The sequence below is a fragment of the Deltaproteobacteria bacterium genome, from assembly GCA_021737785.1.
Classification (GTDB): domain Bacteria; phylum Desulfobacterota; class DSM-4660; order Desulfatiglandales; family Desulfatiglandaceae; genus AUK324.
In genome coordinates, this window is the sequence record JAIPDI010000033.1 from 45,300 (window position 1) to 62,694 (window position 17,395).

Consider the following 17,395-nt stretch of genomic DNA (forward strand, 5'->3'; position numbering starts at 1 on the left):
TGTTGGGTTTATTGGGTTGTTGCGTTTGTTGGGTTGTTGGGTTGTTGGTGTGAGTTCTTCAATCTTCAATCTTCAATCGACAATCCTACAGATACCTCATCACCCCCACCACCTTTCCCTCGATGCAAAGATCCCCCCTGTTGACCCGTATGGATTCCATCCCTGCATGGGCAGGCCGGAGTTCGATGTGACCCTTTCCCCGGTAATACCTTTTGACCGTTGCTTCGTTATTGATGAGCGCCACCACAATATCTCCGTTCTGTGCCACGGGTTGTCGTCTCACCACCACGAAATCCCCGTCCAGGATCCCATCCTCTTCCATGGAATCCCCTGCCACCTGGAGCACAAAACACTCTCCGCTGTCGGCCATGGAGGGCGGGACCTCCACCACGCTTCGGTCTTCGATGGCCTCGATCGGCCGCCCCGCCGCCACCCGTCCCAACAGGGGGAATTCGAACCGCCTGTTCTCCACCGGGCTGATGATCTCCATGGCCCGTTTCCGGTTTTTTTCCTTCGGCAGCCGGATATAGCCCTTCCGCTCCAGGATCTTGAGATAGGTGGTGACCGTGTTATATGAGGCAAAACCGAAATGGGCGCAGATCTCGTCAAAGGAAGGGGCCGTTCCCCACGATTCCACATACCTGGAGATATAATCCAGAAAGTCCTTTTGTTTATCCGTCAATTTCATCGGCTCCTCCTCACCCTAGAAGCGGGAGCGGCGGTTGGATAACGGGCCGCATTCCCACCGCAACTCTCCTTGATCCTGGTATGGATGGAGAATACTGTAAATTAAACTGAAAGTCAACAGGAAAAAATGAGCGGCTGTCTGTATCTGTAAAGGAGGGATACACCGCAAATGGATGGAAGGAAGATATTATGACACCGCAAAGGGTAATGGCGTCTGCAGGAGGCTATCGACCGTCGACTGAATCCAAAATGTCGCCCCTGGAAAGGGCGCTGACAACCGCTTCTCTTATCCGTTCGTATGTTGCATCGGGCCTTTTCTCATCTGCTATAGAACCGCTTATGCTGTCAACAGTCGATAAATAGCCGTCCGCATTGCGGTCAACAAGAATAAAAAACGGCTTCTGAACATCGTCTTTATACCCCATGACCTTCATGGACCTGCCGTAGTCTTTTCCTTCCTTGATGATTATGATCATTCGGCCCCAAGAGACAGGGACCTCGACCTGGTAGGTGCAGATACCGTCCGGGCAGATCGGCACCCCGTTCTCGTCCATATCCTTTATATGGGTAAACGGTCTGATGATGCCGCAAAGATTTCTGCGACTGTTGAATATGATGACGGGGTCTCCGGGCCTGCAGAGATTGAATAGCTTTTCCATGGCCGGATTGTCCAATGCGATGCAGCCCTCGGTCCAGTCGGTCTCTTTGTTCTTGCCGAAATATCTGAAAACCCCTCCGCCATGGATCCCGATGCCGCAGCCCAGGCCGGTACCGCAGGGTGTATGGCCTGACTTCCGAATGTCTTGATATATTTTTTTATATTCCTTGAGAGATATCACACCTTGGGCCAAACCCCTGGCCGCGTCGGCAAGATTGGGGTAAGAGATGCCCAGGAACCGGTGGAATTCGCTTTTGTATTTCTTATAAGTGATGACATAAAGGCCTTCAGGGGTCGCGCCGTCAAATGACTTGTATTTGTCTGAATCAGGGTCTATGCCGAATGCGGCCGGAAATTCGGCGGCCTGTTCCCCATCCGCAACCACGACCAATTTCTTCCTGGCCTTGTCTATAATTATGATTCGTCCGGTGTTGAGTGGCGGGGTTTCCGATCGGGCATTTACGGTTGAAAAAATCAGAACCAGAAATATTATGAATTGATTTTTCAACGCAAAATTTGATAACATAAGCGTGTCGAACCATATACCCGGAAAGGAGGATAGAAGATGTTGATGCAAAGAATGAACAGGATGTTTTCCAAAACGATTGCCTTTGGCGGTCTCTTATGCCTCTTGGGCTTTGGGGGCTGTGCCACCCTCACCAAAGAAGACAGGGCCTTTTTGGAGGGGACCAAGCAATCGGCCGAAGAGGCCAGGGCTGCGGCCGCCAAAGCCGAGGCCGCCGCGGCCAGGGCCGAGGCCGTCAACAAAAAACTTGAAGACATGGTCGCACGCCTCGAAAAGGCCGCTTTCAGTGCTGAGCAGACTGCAAACAGGGCCGACATGGCCGCCACCAAGGCGATGGATGCCGCAGAGCGTGCAGAGGCCGTAGCCAAAAAGACAGAACGCATCTTCGAAAAATCCCTTAAGAAGTAGCCGCCCTGGTTAAGGTTTTTTGGGGCGCGCAACAGCCGCAGGCACCCCGGTTTTGTCCTTCAACGCCCTGTCCAGGGTCTCGACATCGACGTCAAGGGGGCCTACGGCTGTTTCCCAGCGAGAGAGTTCGCCCATCGCCTTTGAACGCAGATCGTCGATCCGGTTATCAAAATCGTCAAATACCTGTATCCAGCACTTCCCACCTCCCCATCCCACATTGATCGGTTCATAGACGACATGGACGATCGTCCCCACGGATATGAGCGGATAGAGTATGCTTACGTCTTCAGGGTACATGCGGATACAGCCGTGGCTTACTCTCCGCCCGATTCCCCATGGCTGATTTGTACCATGTATTGCATATTGCCTTTGGGAAAGACGAAAAACATAGTCGCCCAGCGGGTTCTCCGGCCCCGGCGGCACCTCGGCCGGGAGATCCGGTTCCATTTCCTTGATTGACTCCGGCACCACCCAGGTTGGGTTAGCGGTCTTGCTTTGTACTGTATAGACACCCAATTCGGTGAGAAAGCCTTCTGTGCCGATGCCAATGGGGGCAGTGAGAAAGTATTGGTTGCCGCCGTCCGAAAAGAAGTAGTAAAGGCGCATCTCCGCCAGATTTACAACGATACCCGAGCTTATACGCTCTCGAGGGAGTATAACGGCCGACGGGACAAGCACAAGACCCTCCTTGGGCGGCACCCAGGGATCAACCCCCGGGTTCGCAGCAATGATCTGATTGTATCCAAGGTCAAAGTCACGTGCGATATCCAGGAGCGTGTCCTTTTCATTCGCTTTTACCCAGCGCGCGGCGCCATATAAGGTCCTGTCAGGGGACAGTACGAAGGCTCTCAAGGCCCATGCGGAATGGGCACAGAACAATACCCAAATAATGGCTGCCGCTCCGAAAATAAAAGGCCTTGTTCGCCACATCACCATTTTCAAAAACGCTTCCCTCCTTGGATCCAAATAATGACCTCAGCTCGCGATTACCTGATTCATCTTTATCGTTAATGCCTCCAAAAGTCAATAACCGGGATCGTCGACCGCTGACCCTCCCCGACTGTCCACACAATACGCAACAAGGTCGAGGAAACAGGGCCAGGGAGTGCTCGATGAACACCCCTGATTTTCATGGAGGGATTGCCGGAGTCAGGGATTGCCCGAACAGACCTTGCCCAGATGGGCCAATATGGGCTGGTGAAGGTTCACACCGAAGAAATTGCAGTACGGCGTGCATTTGGAGAGGAGCATGAAGGTGATCTTGTCTCTTACCGCCCCCTTTTCCTCTTCCAGGGCGTCGAAGTTGCCCCCGCCCTTGGAGATGACCATGTCGGCCCGGTGGATCAATTCCGTCACCTCTTGAGAACATCTGCAAAGGACCGTCCCCGGGCACGGCCCGTCAATTCCATTTTCCACGATGGTTGAGATCTCGTGGATTCCCACCGACCGCGCCTCATCCATGGTGGCATCATTGAGCGCGGGCACGCTCCTCACGATAAAGACGATATCCATATCCCGCAGCCCCCTGATGGTTTCCATGAGGAGTCTGTCAAAGACAATCTCACCGGCATTGTCTCCCAGATAGACCAGAAAACGACACTTGTCCAGCCGCCTTCGGAATTTCTGATACTCTATATCGGAGACAGGCTCTCTCAGCCTCTCGGCAATAGAGTTTTCAATGTCGGTGGGCCGGTTTCCCATCATAAGATCGATGGTATTTCCCAGAATGGCCAGTTTTACGGCCGTATGAAGCGGATCAGAGGCCGCTTTCAGCATGCTTTTCAGAAACGGGACGATCCCCATGATCCGCCTGTTCTGAAGGGTCTTGACCTCTTGAAAGGGATCCCTTCTCCCGGTCGCATCCATCATCACATGCATGACCCTCTCAAGGACTTCAGGGCTGGTGATATCCCACGACCGGCCCCTCAACCACGGGATGTCCAAGATATTGCCATACAGTTCTTTTTCTGCGTCACCCTGGAGTCCCAGTTCCCTCATGGCGGTGATGGACATGGTCAAGATACAGGGAATGCATTCCGGTTGAATCCGCATCTTCTCTCTCTTTTGCCTCTTTTATTTTACATCCACCTGCACGCTGTCATAGGTCAACCGGTCAAAATCGATTGAACCGTTCACCGCCATGTCAATCCCGAAATAGAACACATAGGTCCCGGGGATGCTTTGCGGCAGGCTCAATATGGCCGTTCCCGGGATGCTGAATAATGGACCCTGGTAGGTGACGGAAAGGCCGGGGACCCAGGTCCAGGCCCCCCCCGTGACATCATAATGGAACCAGCCGAAGGGGCTTGAGGCGGCCACCCACCAGTCTGCAGGGTCACCTCCATGTATTCCGGGATCAAGGGCCACCCTTACGGAAAGGGCCTGGGACGAGGAAAGGGTTAGGGGCCCATCCGAGCCGTTTGCCTTGATGTCGGGAACCGGGTCCTGAGTCGGCTGACCCCCATGTTCATAGGCCCCCCGATCCACGCCCGGACCCCCGGGCCGCGGATTGTTTTCCAGGTCATGGTCAGGCACGAGACCGCCCAAACTTCCCACTGCCAGGCCGCTGTCCATGGCCGGGCTGCCCACTTGAAGGTGCCCATCGAAGGCATCCAGGTTTGAATTGACAAAGAGTGGGTTCTGTTCCAGGTCATGGGCCGAAAGCCCCACATTCCCCATCTTGGCGTTAAAAACCACATTGTAATCCGTATTGACCGAGCCGAAAACGGCCGGCTCGAACCAGATGTAACAGGCATTGTCCGAAGGATCATGGAATTCAGGGTAGCCCATGAAGATGTTGTTCTGCAAAATAATGGTTTCGGAGCCGTCACAGTCCCCGCTGTCGCATTCAATGAGGCACAGGCAATCCCCCTGGCCGACAATGGTGGAATTGACCACCGAGACCTGGCTGCCTCTCCTCGCGTTGAGGGCCAGTGCGCTCCCTCCGGCGCGACAGTTGTCTACGTGATAGGTGAAGGGCTTTCCCTCAAAAAAGCCACAGCTGCTTGCCATGAGGGTGTTTTCGATGCGGGTCGGCCCATTGACCTTGATCTGATCTCCTGCATTTCCATAGGACCGGGTTCTCCTGATCTGGATGTTGGAAGGAGGGAGCCGCACGTACAGCATGTCCAGGCCGTCCGATGTGTTGTACCGAAAGATCGCGTCTTCAAAGACCCAGTTCCCGCCCGTGGCGCCCAGACCCACGCCGTCGCCGTAGCCGCCGGCCGTCTGTCCCCAGCAGCCGTTTGGCTCCCCTTGCGGGTAGGTCTCTCCACATCCGTTCCATTCAACCGTGAGACTGCGAAAGATCAAATTCCCGGCGCTGGTGCTCTCCCCCACATCTCCGTCCCATCCGACCCCGCCATTGGCCGCGATCCTCACGTTCTCCACGGTCCAGTCCGAGATGCGCCCGGCATGCACCCCGGCCCATGCCAGGCCGTGGATATTGAGGTGGGACAGGACCACCTGTGAAGAATCTGCCGCGTATATCCCAACAGGCGCCCAATCGCCGAAAGGATCGGTATCCCTCTCACACCTCATGGCCGGATCCGGATGGCCTTCCACGCAGCCGGAATGGTCCGTGATTTCAAGACACCCGATAACTGCGTGGGACGTACCATCCAGGCTCAGGATCTGCCATGGCCTCTCCGCCCCCCACAACTCCGGGGGGTTGGTGCATCCCTGTTCCCAGCCGACCCCCAGGATGCGCGTCGGGTGTGACGTGTCCTGCCCTGAAGGGAGCGGGGGCAGGTGGCATTCATAGGCCCCCGATGCATCACACCATCCTGTATTGGGGGCGCCGAAACCCATCCGATAGCTCCCCGAATGGATCAGGACCGTATCCCCCCCCTGGATCTTCCAGTTGCCGGATGCATCCAGCGCCCAGAAAGGGTGGGACCAGGCACAGGCCTGGTTCTCGCCCGATCCCGGGTAGGGGGCATCGGACAGTCCCGTACACTGGCCCGCCGTACCCCCGTCAGTCCGCACATAATAGGTCTCGGCCGGGCACCAGGACGCCCACATCAGGATATTGACGAATAGAAGTCCCCAAAAAAGAGCAGACCTCATTTGATTGTTTTTCATCCCTACTCCCTCCTTTCTGGAACATCATCCTGAACAAAATGTCTGAAACGCCTACCAACGCCCTGTGTCTCCCAGCCCGACCAGGCGTATGAGAACCATAACATTGGTGTCGCCGTCCTCTTTTGCAGCACCCAATTTCAGGCCCCAGCACTGACTCTGGTATCCTATCCACCCGGCACTCGAGATGGTCTGCCCCGCCTCCATATCCCTTTGAAAGGAGCCTCCCACGGAAAACCCATGGAAAAGGTTCACGTCGGCACGGAAGTTGATGTTTGTCTGGCCGTCTTGAGCATCTTTAAAATACTGATAGTTCACCTCGTAGGTATCCGTTCTCCCCCCGGCCCGGCTGAAAGAGAGACTCCCTGAGAGGGTGGAACGGGAAAACGTATTGTCGTAGTGATCCCACCCTGCGCTCCCCCGCAGGTCCAGAGACGAGAAAGGTCTCACGATCAGTTCTGCCAAAAGGGGGGTGAAAGGTCTACCTTCATCGCCCTGGCGCGCGGTATCAATATCATAGCCCTGGTACAGTTTAAAGGTACCCCATTGACTGTAAGTGACTCTTCCCTTCTTGTCTTTAAAACGGGCATCCAGGAAATTTTCGAGGGCAAAGGCGATACGGTTTCTGCTCTTATCCTCATCGTCCTCCTGGTGGATGGAATCAAACCACGGACTTTCATATCCGCCCCTGTCAATAGGAGAAAACCATGGGATATTATCTCCATTTGTTCGGTATCCCCTGTACAGGTAGGTGAGCACCGGAGAGATCTTGTGCCGCACTCTATCGGCATTGAACCATTGAAGATCGTAAACCCGCTCCACATTGGTGGCCAGCCTTGTGCTTGCCTCATAGACCGTCTGGTATTGGTTCTCCCTCTTCCCCTCATTGTCTTCGGCCCATAGGCCGTTATATGTATAACTGAAGGACGGCTCAAACTGGACATAGGGTCCGATCCACAACGGAAAGTTTACCTGGGGAGAAATAGAGATGCTGTGGCCCTTATTCGCCTCATCGCTCCATACGTAATCATAATTGGATTCAAGATTGAAAAATACGGGCAAGCTTCTGATCTGCTCGGGGAGGAGCATGAAATTGAGACCTCCCACAGGTTCCTGCATCATATTTTTGTCGGCAGGATCTTCCGATGGCTGATAATAACTCCCAATGCCCTGAAGGCTGTAGGATTCGCCGTCACGACTGAGCCTGAGAGCGGACCTCCGAGTGGGCGATCGCTTTTCCTGAAACGGACGATTGGATTTCTCATCCATATTCGTCCTGGAGGAAAACCCGAAAAGTTTCTCTTCAAATTCCCTCAGATAGTCCTGATCGCTCACATAATCCGCGTCGAGCCGCGCCGACACATCGAACGGGAGCGCCTGGTCAGCCCAGCCCCTCAGCCAGTACCGCGTGCTGTTGGTGCGGGCAAACGGGCTGATCTCCAAGGCATCCTTATCCGTCATGTTCTTGGTTTTTTCCATATCCGAAAGGATATCGAACTCCAAAACGCCCTCTGAATCCTCATCTTCAATATAACGGAATTCCACCCCCTGCATATATCCCCTGCTGCTCATGAAGCGGCCATAAAAGGTGGCATCGGTCTGGTCTGAAATCGCCCAATAAAAGGGGATCTCCAGTTCACCGCCGTTGAGGGTGGAGTAGCCCACACGGGGAGGGAGCAACCCGGACTGGCGTTTGGTTTTGGCGGGAAAAATCATGTAAGGGACATAAATAATCGGCAGGCCTTTCACACGGAATGCAGAATGCTTGACCGCACCGTAGCCCTCGATGGTTACCTTGACCTCGGAACCGGTGATGGTCCAGTCGGGATTGGCGCCGTCGCAGGTGGTCAGGCTGCATTCCTGGACCACATAGGTATCCTCCCCCACCTTCTCCATGTGACTCCCCCGGATGTAATAATGATTGGCCCTCAGGAAAAGTGAGGCGTCCACGATTTCTCCGGTCCGGGTATTGAGATTGAAAGTCCCTTCCCTACCCGTCACCACGTCCCCCTCTGTCTCCAACCGCAAGCCGCCGGAGACCCTGGCGATCCCCGTCTTCACATTGAACTCGGCATGCTCTGTAAAGAGGGTCTGCCCCGCCTTGGTAATCACCACATCCCCTTCCGCAAGGTAAGTGCCTTCCTTTTCATTATAGGTCAGGGAGTTGGCAGTGATATTCCAGGGAATCGCATCATCGTCCAGCAGCCCCCTTTTTGTTTGCAGGTTCTGTGCAAAGAGGTTGCCCGCACTCAAGAGCAGACACAGGACTACGATCGCGCATAAGGCAGCGGGTCTTAGAGGGTATCGGGGCCGAATGGTAAGGGTCCTCCTTCACTTCACGCTAAACCGACCACCCGTCCATTACCACAACAACAAAATTATGACAACTCATATGAAACATCGACTGATTGCCGGTCGAAGCGTTCGTGTTCAGCAGGATCATCTAGCGCTCCGAAGAGCAATCATGGTTTCGACGGGCCGGGAAAAGGGCCCCTCCCGACCCCTTGGCTTCAGACCACCCATCTCCGGCTTCTCATGTCGTCAGCCGGCCCATTTCACCGCTTTGATTGGTTGCTGGACATCCCCCGCCGCGAGGGCAATTCAATATTCGTCCGTCGGAAAGGTTTCGCCCGGGCTGACCGTCCTTTTTCCGGCCAGAGGTGATCTTCCAGGAAAGGTCCAAGGATTCAGAAGGTTCAAGGGTTACGAATCACCGCCATGGTCCCTGCAAAGGCGATCCCGCAGCCGAAGGGACAGCACCTATAAGGGTGCCCTACCCGTCTGCTTTTCGATAATATTTCATAGCCTCCGGGAGCCGAGCCGTGATGTTCTGTATCCGGGTCTCATCGGCCGGGTGGGTGCTCAGAAATTCGGGCGGAGCGCCCCCCTTTTTCTCTTGGGACATCCGTTTCCAGAACTCCACCGCCACGCGGGGATCATATCCAGCCATGGCCATGAATATCAGTCCCAGGCGATCCGCCTCATTCTCGTGCAGGCGACTGTAGGGAAGCATCACCCCTACAGAAGCACCCAGACCGAAGGCGGCCATCCATAGCTGGCGGGTGGTTTCCGGTTTGGTGGCCAGGGCTGTGGAGAGGGCCAGTCCGCCGGTCTGGACAAGGAGGCCCTGGCTCATTCGCTCATCCCCATGCCGCGCCACTGCATGGGCGATCTCGTGACCCATCACCACGGCCAATCCGGCCTCGTCTTGGGTAATGGGAAGGATTCCCGAATAGATGACCACCTTGCCGCCGGGCATGCACCAGGCATTGACTTCCGAACTCTCCACCAGGTTGAATTCCCAATGGTAGTTCTTGAGGGCATCGGAACGGTTGTTGTCGGCCATATACTGTTCCACGGCCTTCTGAATATTGTGGCCCACCCGCTTGACCATTCGGGTCTGTTCCTGATTCGTACTGAGTTTATTTTCTTCCAGGAACGCATCATACTGCTGGAAACTCATGGAAAGCATGGTCGAACTGGGAATCAGGGCCAGCTGTTTCCTCCCGGTCACAGGGACCGTACTGCATGACGCCAACAGGAAGATCATAAACACGAGCAGATGGATGTGGTATGGGATGGATTTCATATTTTCACCCTCCTTGCTTAATAACAATATCCATCATTTTAGTCCGATAGAGGTAAGGAGGCAAGATATTATTTCCGTGCGAGTTCCCTGTTTCCGCTGGTCTCCGGGCATGTCCGGCTCCCCACATGGCGCTCAAGACAACCCCCGATCAAGATCAGATCCATATCCCACGGGCCGCCCTTTTGTCGATCTCCTTGACATCAGGGGGCAATATCACTACAAAATGGTATACAGATTCACGCAGTCTTCCGGAACATTCAGACACTCCGTCAAATTTTGGTGCTCGCCATATTTGAGGGGAGGTCAGGTTGATGAAAAAAAAGCCCTTGAGAACTTCTGTTTATTTTTCTTTGATGGCGTGGGCCATCTGTTCTGCCGCAATTTTTTTGAGCTCGGACCTGACTCACGCCGGGAATAACTGGTGGGATAAAGGAAAAGGATTACTGAATAATTACAGTAAGGGCGCCGGGCATTCCAGTTTGAGCGTTGAAGAAATCGGCGGGGGCCTCAAAGATGCATTGCGCGTGGGTACCGAAAATGTGGTGAGCCGATTGGGACGTGTGGATGGGTTTAATAGCGATCCGGTCATTCATATCCCGTTGCCGAAACAGCTGGAGGCCGTAAAGTCGATAATGGGTAAAATCGGCATGTCCGCTCAGCTTGAAGATCTCGAGCTGAAACTCAACAGGGCAGCGGAAGCGGCAACCCCAAAGGCAAAGGAGCTGTTTATCCAGGCCATCACGGAAATGCGCTTTGATGATGTGAAGACCATTTATAACGGCCCCAAGGATGCGGCCACCCAATATTTCAGAAGCAAGATGTCTCCAACCCTGGCAAGAGAGATGGAACCCATTGTTGAAAACAGCCTCCAACAAGTGGAGGCTGTTCAGGCGTACGACAGCCTGATGAATAAATATCGCTCTGTTCCGTTTGTGCCGGACGTGAAGGCGGACTTGACGGATTATGTTGTGGAAAAAGGGATGGATGGAATCTTTTATTACGTTGCCGAGGAAGAGGCGGCGATCCGAACAAACCCCGCCAAACGCACCACGGACCTGTTAAGACGGGTATTCGGCGATACTTAGCAGTGCCTGAACGAAAATCACGCCTTGGCGTGATTCAGGCACAATTGAATATTCAAGAATTGAAAATTGATGGAACAAAATTTACATTAACAGAACCTCTTCTCATATTTCACTGTTTCTTGATTTTCCGGGTTTCCGTTCGGGTACTACTTAACCCCCGGAGGCCCGCCGAACCTCACAGCCGACAGGCCTTTTCTTGCACGGCTGTAGGAGTACTTTTTTATTTTATTGATCATCTTTGGATAGACCAATCCCGCACCTCACGTGCCGAATGGAGGAGATTATGATCATCAAAAAACTTGCTGACATCCCTTTTGCAGACATGACAGGCTTCGATAATATTACCAAGCAGATCGTCATCGGCCCGGACGATAATTCCGAAGAAATTGTTCTGCGCTATTTTAAGGTGGCCCCGGGAGGATCCAGCCCGCATCATCACCACGATTTTCCTCATCTGGTCAGGGTGGAATCCGGAAAGGGGATCGTCATTGATCCCCAAGGCAAGGAACATCCGTTAGAACCGGGGGATTACGTGTATATTCACGACGACCAGCCCCACTGCTTCAAAAACCGGGGCAATGAATCCTTCGAGTTCATATGCGTTGTGCCGGGAAGAGGGGAAGGATAGGCGCCTTTTAAGGGGACAGACAGCTTTGTCCGGTGAGAGAGAAGCGCTTGAAGAATACAAAAAAAATCTTGACAGAAAATAGAAGCATGGATATTATCTTTAGTTTTTCAGGCATTCGTTTCGGACTCCCCCGTTTCACGCAGGGCGCATGAATCCTTAACAACACGGTATCGAGACGCTCAGAGAAGATTACAATTCATTCCATCGAATGAAGGGGAATTTCTCAAGGGCCCTCTAAGTTCCGCGGCCGAAGGTCACCATGCTCCCTTGTGAAGGTCAGGTTTTCATATGATTTCACGGGGGTCTCAATTTGCAATTCCCGGATTTCGCATATCCCTTCCGTTTGAGACGGCGGGGTCATCCGAATGGGGAAAATCAACGGGGAAACGGTACAAAGAACATGGCCAAGAATACAAAAAAGGGAAAAATAGTTATCGACAGGGAGCGGTGCAAAGGGTGTCATCTGTGCATCGACGTCTGTCCCAGCAAACGAATCGAAGTCGATGCGTCGCTCAATAAGAAGGGTTACTCTCCGGCCCGATTCAAGGAAACCGTCAATGAGGGCGAGAAGGGCTGCACTGGGTGTGCCCAGTGCGCAACGGTCTGCCCTGATGTAGCTATCGAGGTGTATCGTGCCAAGTGAAAAGATGTTAATGAACGGCTCCCAAACAGTGGGAGAAGCGGCGGTTCGCGCCGGATGCCGTTACTATTTCGGCTATCCCATCACCCCGCAAAATGAACTTCCGGAATACTTATCCGCCCGGATGTTGGACGTCGGCGGTACATTTATCCAGGGCGAGAGCGAGGTGGCATCTATCAATATGGTTCTCGGCGCCTCGGTCGCCGGCGGAAGGGCCATGACATCCTCGTCCTCCCCGGGGATCTCCCTCAAACAGGAGGGGATCTCATACATGGCGGGCATGGAACTTCCCGCGGTCATCATCAACATGATGCGCGGCGGGCCCGGCCTTGGAAATATCGCACCCTCGGCGGCCGATTATTTTCAGGCCACCCGGGGCGGCGGACACGGCGACTACCGGACGCCTGTACTGGCGCCGGCCGGCGGTCAGGAACTGGTCGACCTCACATTTGCGGCCTTTGATCTGGCCGACAAATACCGCAACCCGGTCATGATCCTGGGAGACGGTCTGATGGGACAGGTAATGGAACCGGTGATCTTCCCCGATTTCATCGAACTGGCGGACTTGCCAAAAAAGGACTGGATCCTGGACGGCTGCAAAGGCCGTGAACCGAGGGCCATCTATTCCATGCTCCTGGGTCAGCAGGGCGAACTCTATAAGCACAACCTCCATCTTCAGGAAAAATACGACCGTATAACGGCCGAAGAGCTGCGATGGGAGACAAAAGGGACAGAAGACGCAGAGGTGGTTGTGGTGGCCTATGGCACGGCAGCGCGTATCGCCGAGAGCGCGATTGAAGAACTTGAGGCCGAGGGGATCCGTGCGGGCCTGTTCAGACCGATCACCCTGTGGCCCTTCCCCCTCCCTCCCCTCAGGGAGTTGTCCAAGAAGGTTCCCAGGATAGCGGTCTTTGAACTGAGCATGGGCCAGATGGTGGAAGATGTGATCCTCTCGGTCGGCGAAAGGGCCGAGATCTATTTCCATGGCCTTCCAGGAGGAATTATCCCCACCCCGGCCCAGGTGGCCGGATTCATCCGATCGGCCGTCAAGGGCGACGGAACCGTGGGCCGGAGGATTGACGTATGAGCGAACAAATTGAGTACACGAAAATATTCGGCAGGCCCGAATCCTTGAAGGAGACGCCGACCCATTACTGCCCCGGATGCGGCCACTCCGTGGCCCACAGGCTGGTGGCCGAATGTCTGGATGAATTGGGACTTCGCGAAAAGACCATCGGGGTCCCGCCCGTAGGCTGTGCAGTTCTTGCTTACAACTACTTTAATTTCGATATGGTTGAAGCCCCCCATGGACGGGCCCTGGCAGTCGCCACTGGCATCAAGCGGGTCCATCCGGACAAGTTCGTCCTCACCTACCAGGGTGACGGGGACCTGGCCGCCATCGGAACAGCCGAGACCATTCATGCAGCCAACCGGGGAGAAAGGATATCGACAATCTTTATCAATAACGCCATCTACGGCATGACCGGCGGTCAGATGGCCCCTACGACCATCTTAGGCCAGAACGCAACCACGGCCCCCGGCGGTCGGGACCCCCGTCTCCACGGCAGTCCGATAGACATCTCCCGCATGTTGGCGGTCAGCAACGGCGTGGTATTTGTGGAACGTTGCGCCTTGGACTCGGTTAAAGAAATTCGCAAGGCCAAGAAGGCCATCAAGAAGGCCTTCCAGTGCCAGCTGGATGACCTGGGCTTCGCCCTGGTGGAACTTCTCTCCCCATGCCCCACTAACTGGAAGATGACCCCTAAGGCCGCATGGGACTGGGTGGCCGAGGAGATGGTAAAGACCTACCCCTTGGGCGTCATCAAAGATATTACCGGATACGAGGACAAAAAATGATTACCAGAACAACGTTTGCAGGCTTCGGAGGCCAGGGCGTCCTCCTTATGGGGTATGTGCTGAGCCACGGGGCCATGCATAAAGGACTCAATGTAACCTATTTTCCTTCCTACGGCGCTGAGATGCGGGGCGGAACAGCCAACTGCACGGTGACCCTGTCCGACAAGAAAATCGCCTCGCCGGTGGCGTCCAACCCGGATATTGTCGTGGCCATGAACTTCCCCTCACTTCAGAAGTTTGAGCCCACCGTGGTTCAGGGGGGGACTGTTTTTCTGAACGCCTCCCTGTTTGAGGAAAAGCCCTCTCGCAAGGATATCGAGGTCGTCTCAGTGCCCACGCTGGAATTGGCCCGCGAGGCCGGATCGGAACGGGGAGGGAATATGGTCATGATAGGAACGGTCTGCGCCAAAACAGGGATGCTGTCCCTGGACGACACGATTAAGGGGATGCAGGCTGCACTCAAGGGAAAGGAAAAGTTTTTTGGACAGAATCAGAAGGCTATTGAAAGGGGATTCGCCTTTATCAGCGACGGAAAATAGCCTGCAGCTCTGAATTAGCCGATAATAATAATTATCGAATTCGGTGCTGAGATGACCGCGTGTTATCCACAATGCCACGCCGCAACCACCAGCACCGGGGCTGATAATGTCCATTTCCCAAATCGGACGACCCCTCGCTCACCTTAGTTATCAGTTGCCGAGCACAATCCGCACAAATACCCCCGAAGCTATGTCGAACTCTCCGACCGCTTGGACAGTCCCTGGGCGTCTCTCGTCGTAGACATTGATATGAACATGTTTGGGATCATCTGGTGGATGGTCTATAAGCCACGCACCAGGGGGAACCTGAGACCGCAACTCCCGACACTTTCCAGGAGGAGGCTGCTGACCAGCGGGACGATCGGGATACCAGATACGACATTCACCGGGAGGAGGATAATGCCCCTTTGGAATATCCAGTTTGGTATAACCATGCTGGTGAAAGTAGGAGTTTTGGTCACCGCCCTGTTGATATTGGCCGGATGGGGAATGCTTTTTCCCCTTTCCTGACTCGTTCTTTCCTTCATCAGCCGAAGACACGGAAGCCATTAGACAGCAAACGCCAAAGGCAGCAAATAGCAGTTTTAAGGCTCTCATCTTTTCCTCCTTTGAGAAGTAGGCAGGTTTTGCAGATGTTTTTCTAAAGCCCCGGGTCCTCAGCCGGGCAGATCTGCCCGATTGAGAAAAATTCTCAGCAGATCTTCAGGGGGTGCTCCATGACATGACCTCCCGGGAAGAGGTTATTGGGTAGGAGTGTTTGGCTTATGAAACGACAACTTGCCAGGCAAGTCAACAGATTTGTGTCCGTGATTGCATGGCTTTTAAGATCTTAAGCCGCCGTTTGGGTACGGTGGCTATATGTCAAATTGATAAAGTGATGAGATATCTGATACATACGTCACATTATAAGACACAGCAAACAACCCTCTGCCAATTCCGCAATCCCCTGCATATTCGAGCCTCAATTCGCCTTGACATCTGCCCCTCTTTGGGCTTTAATGAAATTGAATACTATTCATTCCGGGTAACCTAAGGCAACCCAACAGCATAACCCCGACCTTCTGGGAGGAAATCATGGTTCCGCGTCTCCAGAGGGTGGTGAGATTTTAGCCTCCAGTGGATATCCATATCCGCTCGGGGGCTTTTTGTTTTTTAGGGAGGTGATCCCACATGAACACTGAGGTTCTTACCCGTAGACTTTCCGCCATCCTGAGCGCTGATGTGGAGGGTTACAGCCGGCTTATGCGGGAGGATGAAGAAGCCACGGTTCGCACCATCACCACCCATCGAGCGGCCATGACCCATATGATCGAGCAGTACCGTGGCCGGGTGGTGGATTCACCCGGGGACAATATCCTGGCGGAATTCACAAGTGTGGTGGACGCGGTCAACTGCGGTGTTGAAATTCAGCGGGAACTGGCCGAGCGAAATGCCGAACTGCCGGAGAACCGCCGAATGCGGTTTCGTATCGGGATCAATCTGGGAGATGTACTGGAAGAAGGAGATAGAATCTACGGAGATGGTGTCAATATCGCCGCCCGAATGGAGAGCCTGGCAGAGGCAGGAGGGATTTGCATTTCCGGTACTGTTTATGATGCCATAGAAAATAAAATCGGCCTGGAGTACGAGTACCTTGGGGAGCATGAGGTCAAAAATATTGACAAGCCGATTAGGGCGTACAAGGTCCTGTCTTTTCCGGGCGCCGCGGCCCATCGGGTGGTCAAGGCGAAAATAGCAGTGGGTAGGACCTGGAGAAATGCCCTGATTGCCATGGCCGCCGTCTTGATTCTCGGCGCGGCTGCCGGTGTCTGGCATTTCCACCTCCGCCCCCCGTCGATGGACCCGGCCTCCGTGGAGAAGATGGCGTTTCCCCTTCCGGATAAACCTTCCATTGCGGTGCTTCCTTTTGTAAATATAAGCAAGAAATCCGATCATGAATATCTTTGTGATGGCATTACAGAGGATATCATCACGGCCCTTTCAAAGATACCGAGATTGATGGTTATTGCTCGAACGTCAAGTTATGCCTATAAGGAGAAGCCGGTAACGATCGCGCGGGTAAGCGAGGATCTTGGTGTGCAATATGTCTTGGAGGGGAGTCTTCGCAGGTCGGGCGATCAAATAAGAATAACCGCCCAGTTGATTGATGCGATTAAAGGGCATCATATATGGGCCGAGACTTATGACCATGATGTATCGAACTTTTTTGAAGTGGAAGAGGAATTAATATTAAATATTCTCACCGCTTTGCAGGTACATTTGACAGAGGGCGATCAAGCACGCTTATGGAGGAAAGAGGCAAAGAATATCAAGGCATATTTGAAAAATCAGGAGGCACTTGAAAATTTCAGAAAATTTACAAAGGGGGGTACATTTCGATCCAGAGAATTGGCAAGAGAAGCTATAGAGATTGACCCGGATTACGTCAGCGCCTATAGAATGCTTGCCTGGACGTATTGGATGGGTGCAAGATACAGGTTTGATGAATCTCCTTCCGATTCAATAGAACGGGCTGTCTCTCTGACTCAGAAGGTTCTCTCAATGGATGAGGATGATCCCTTGAGTTATTATCTATTAGCAGGAATACATCTAGCTCAGAGAAAGCATGATAAGTCGATAGAAGCCATTCAGAAAGCCCACCGGTTATCTCCTAACAACGCCGATATTCTTGGCTATAAAGCTCTCGTATTTAATTATT

The 17,395-nt window shown here is 53.6% G+C and carries 16 protein-coding genes; 9 read left to right on the forward strand and 7 right to left on the reverse strand.

Annotated features, from left to right (window positions below; translation table 11 throughout):
* Positions 1–85: 85 nt before the first annotated feature.
* Both lexA and K9N21_16130 read right to left on the reverse strand, forming a co-directional pair.
* Positions 86–688: a transcriptional repressor LexA gene (gene lexA, locus K9N21_16125; protein ID MCF8145444.1), complete on the reverse strand. Its 603-nt coding sequence runs from the start codon at positions 686–688 to the stop codon at positions 86–88.
* A gap of 223 nt (positions 689–911) precedes the next feature.
* Entirely contained in the window at positions 912–1,730 is an 819-nt protein-coding gene (locus tag K9N21_16130; protein MCF8145445.1) for a L,D-transpeptidase, read from the reverse strand.
* Between the two features lie 180 nt (positions 1,731–1,910).
* On the opposite strand from K9N21_16130, the gene K9N21_16135 reads away from it, so the two are divergent.
* Entirely contained in the window at positions 1,911–2,279 is a 369-nt protein-coding gene (locus K9N21_16135; protein MCF8145446.1) for a hypothetical protein, read from the forward strand.
* Between the two features lie 9 nt (positions 2,280–2,288).
* Here K9N21_16135 and K9N21_16140 read toward each other — a convergent pair whose 3' ends face one another.
* The 5 genes from K9N21_16140 to K9N21_16160 form a co-directional block, all read right to left on the reverse strand.
* Entirely contained in the window at positions 2,289–3,116 is an 828-nt protein-coding gene (locus K9N21_16140; protein MCF8145447.1) for a L,D-transpeptidase family protein, read from the reverse strand.
* 312 nt (positions 3,117–3,428) lie between these two features.
* Positions 3,429–4,331 carry an ARMT1-like domain-containing protein gene (locus K9N21_16145; GenBank protein ID MCF8145448.1) on the reverse strand — a complete coding sequence of 301 codons (903 nt, stop codon included), beginning with the start codon at positions 4,329–4,331 and terminating at the stop codon, positions 3,429–3,431.
* Positions 4,332–4,352: 21 nt separating this feature from the next.
* On the reverse strand, positions 4,353–6,362 hold the full coding sequence (locus K9N21_16150; protein ID MCF8145449.1) for a hypothetical protein: 2,010 nt from the start codon (positions 6,360–6,362) through the stop codon (positions 4,353–4,355).
* Positions 6,363–6,413: 51 nt separating this feature from the next.
* Positions 6,414–8,612, reverse strand: coding sequence for an LPS assembly protein LptD (lptD, locus tag K9N21_16155; GenBank protein MCF8145450.1), 2,199 nt, complete (start codon positions 8,610–8,612; stop codon positions 6,414–6,416).
* Between the two features lie 520 nt (positions 8,613–9,132).
* On the reverse strand, positions 9,133–9,948 hold the full coding sequence (locus tag K9N21_16160; protein ID MCF8145451.1) for a M48 family metallopeptidase: 816 nt from the start codon (positions 9,946–9,948) through the stop codon (positions 9,133–9,135).
* A 353-nt stretch (positions 9,949–10,301) separates the two neighbouring features.
* Between K9N21_16160 and K9N21_16165 the strand changes: the two genes are divergently transcribed.
* The 8 genes from K9N21_16165 to K9N21_16200 all read left to right on the forward strand — a co-directional run.
* Positions 10,302–11,033: a DUF4197 domain-containing protein gene (locus K9N21_16165; protein MCF8145452.1), complete on the forward strand. Its 732-nt coding sequence runs from the start codon at positions 10,302–10,304 to the stop codon at positions 11,031–11,033.
* Between the two features lie 283 nt (positions 11,034–11,316).
* Entirely contained in the window at positions 11,317–11,661 is a 345-nt protein-coding gene (locus K9N21_16170; GenBank protein ID MCF8145453.1) for a cupin domain-containing protein, read from the forward strand.
* 400 nt (positions 11,662–12,061) lie between these two features.
* On the forward strand, positions 12,062–12,304 hold the full coding sequence (locus K9N21_16175) for a 4Fe-4S dicluster domain-containing protein (GenBank protein MCF8145454.1): 243 nt from the start codon (positions 12,062–12,064) through the stop codon (positions 12,302–12,304).
* Positions 12,305–12,308: 4 nt separating this feature from the next.
* Positions 12,309–13,388: a 3-methyl-2-oxobutanoate dehydrogenase subunit VorB gene (gene vorB / locus K9N21_16180; protein MCF8145455.1), complete on the forward strand. Its 1,080-nt coding sequence runs from the start codon at positions 12,309–12,311 to the stop codon at positions 13,386–13,388.
* A complete protein-coding gene (locus tag K9N21_16185) occupies positions 13,385–14,158 on the forward strand; it encodes a 2-oxoglutarate oxidoreductase (protein ID MCF8145456.1) in 774 nt (257 codons plus the stop codon). The genes vorB and K9N21_16185 overlap by 4 nt, the downstream gene beginning before the upstream one ends.
* Positions 14,155–14,697, forward strand: coding sequence for a 2-oxoacid:acceptor oxidoreductase family protein (locus tag K9N21_16190; GenBank protein ID MCF8145457.1), 543 nt, complete (start codon positions 14,155–14,157; stop codon positions 14,695–14,697). The genes K9N21_16185 and K9N21_16190 overlap by 4 nt, the downstream gene beginning before the upstream one ends.
* A gap of 255 nt (positions 14,698–14,952) precedes the next feature.
* Positions 14,953–15,207, forward strand: a complete 255-nt coding sequence (locus tag K9N21_16195; GenBank protein MCF8145458.1) for a hypothetical protein — start codon at positions 14,953–14,955, stop codon at positions 15,205–15,207.
* A 660-nt stretch (positions 15,208–15,867) separates the two neighbouring features.
* Positions 15,868–17,395 (forward strand): guanylyl cyclase (locus K9N21_16200; protein MCF8145459.1); only part of this gene is annotated, 1,528 nt, incomplete at its 3' end.

Coding starts and splice junctions, on each gene's coding strand:
- K9N21_16165 (MCF8145452.1), top strand. CDS start 10,302: ATGGCGTGGGCCATCTGTTCTGCCGCAATTTTTTTGAGCTCGGACCTG.
- K9N21_16135 (MCF8145446.1), top strand. CDS start 1,911: ATGTTGATGCAAAGAATGAACAGGATGTTTTCCAAAACGATTGCCTTT.
- K9N21_16175 (MCF8145454.1), top strand. CDS start 12,062: ATGGCCAAGAATACAAAAAAGGGAAAAATAGTTATCGACAGGGAGCGG.
- K9N21_16145 (MCF8145448.1), bottom strand. CDS start 4,331: ATGCGGATTCAACCGGAATGCATTCCCTGTATCTTGACCATGTCCATC.
- lexA (MCF8145444.1), bottom strand. CDS start 688: ATGAAATTGACGGATAAACAAAAGGACTTTCTGGATTATATCTCCAGG.
- K9N21_16160 (MCF8145451.1), bottom strand. CDS start 9,948: ATGAAATCCATCCCATACCACATCCATCTGCTCGTGTTTATGATCTTC.
- K9N21_16190 (MCF8145457.1), top strand. CDS start 14,155: ATGATTACCAGAACAACGTTTGCAGGCTTCGGAGGCCAGGGCGTCCTC.
- vorB (MCF8145455.1), top strand. CDS start 12,309: ATGTTAATGAACGGCTCCCAAACAGTGGGAGAAGCGGCGGTTCGCGCC.
- K9N21_16195 (MCF8145458.1), top strand. CDS start 14,953: ATGTTTGGGATCATCTGGTGGATGGTCTATAAGCCACGCACCAGGGGG.
- K9N21_16170 (MCF8145453.1), top strand. CDS start 11,317: ATGATCATCAAAAAACTTGCTGACATCCCTTTTGCAGACATGACAGGC.
- K9N21_16150 (MCF8145449.1), bottom strand. CDS start 6,362: ATGAAAAACAATCAAATGAGGTCTGCTCTTTTTTGGGGACTTCTATTC.
- K9N21_16185 (MCF8145456.1), top strand. CDS start 13,385: ATGAGCGAACAAATTGAGTACACGAAAATATTCGGCAGGCCCGAATCC.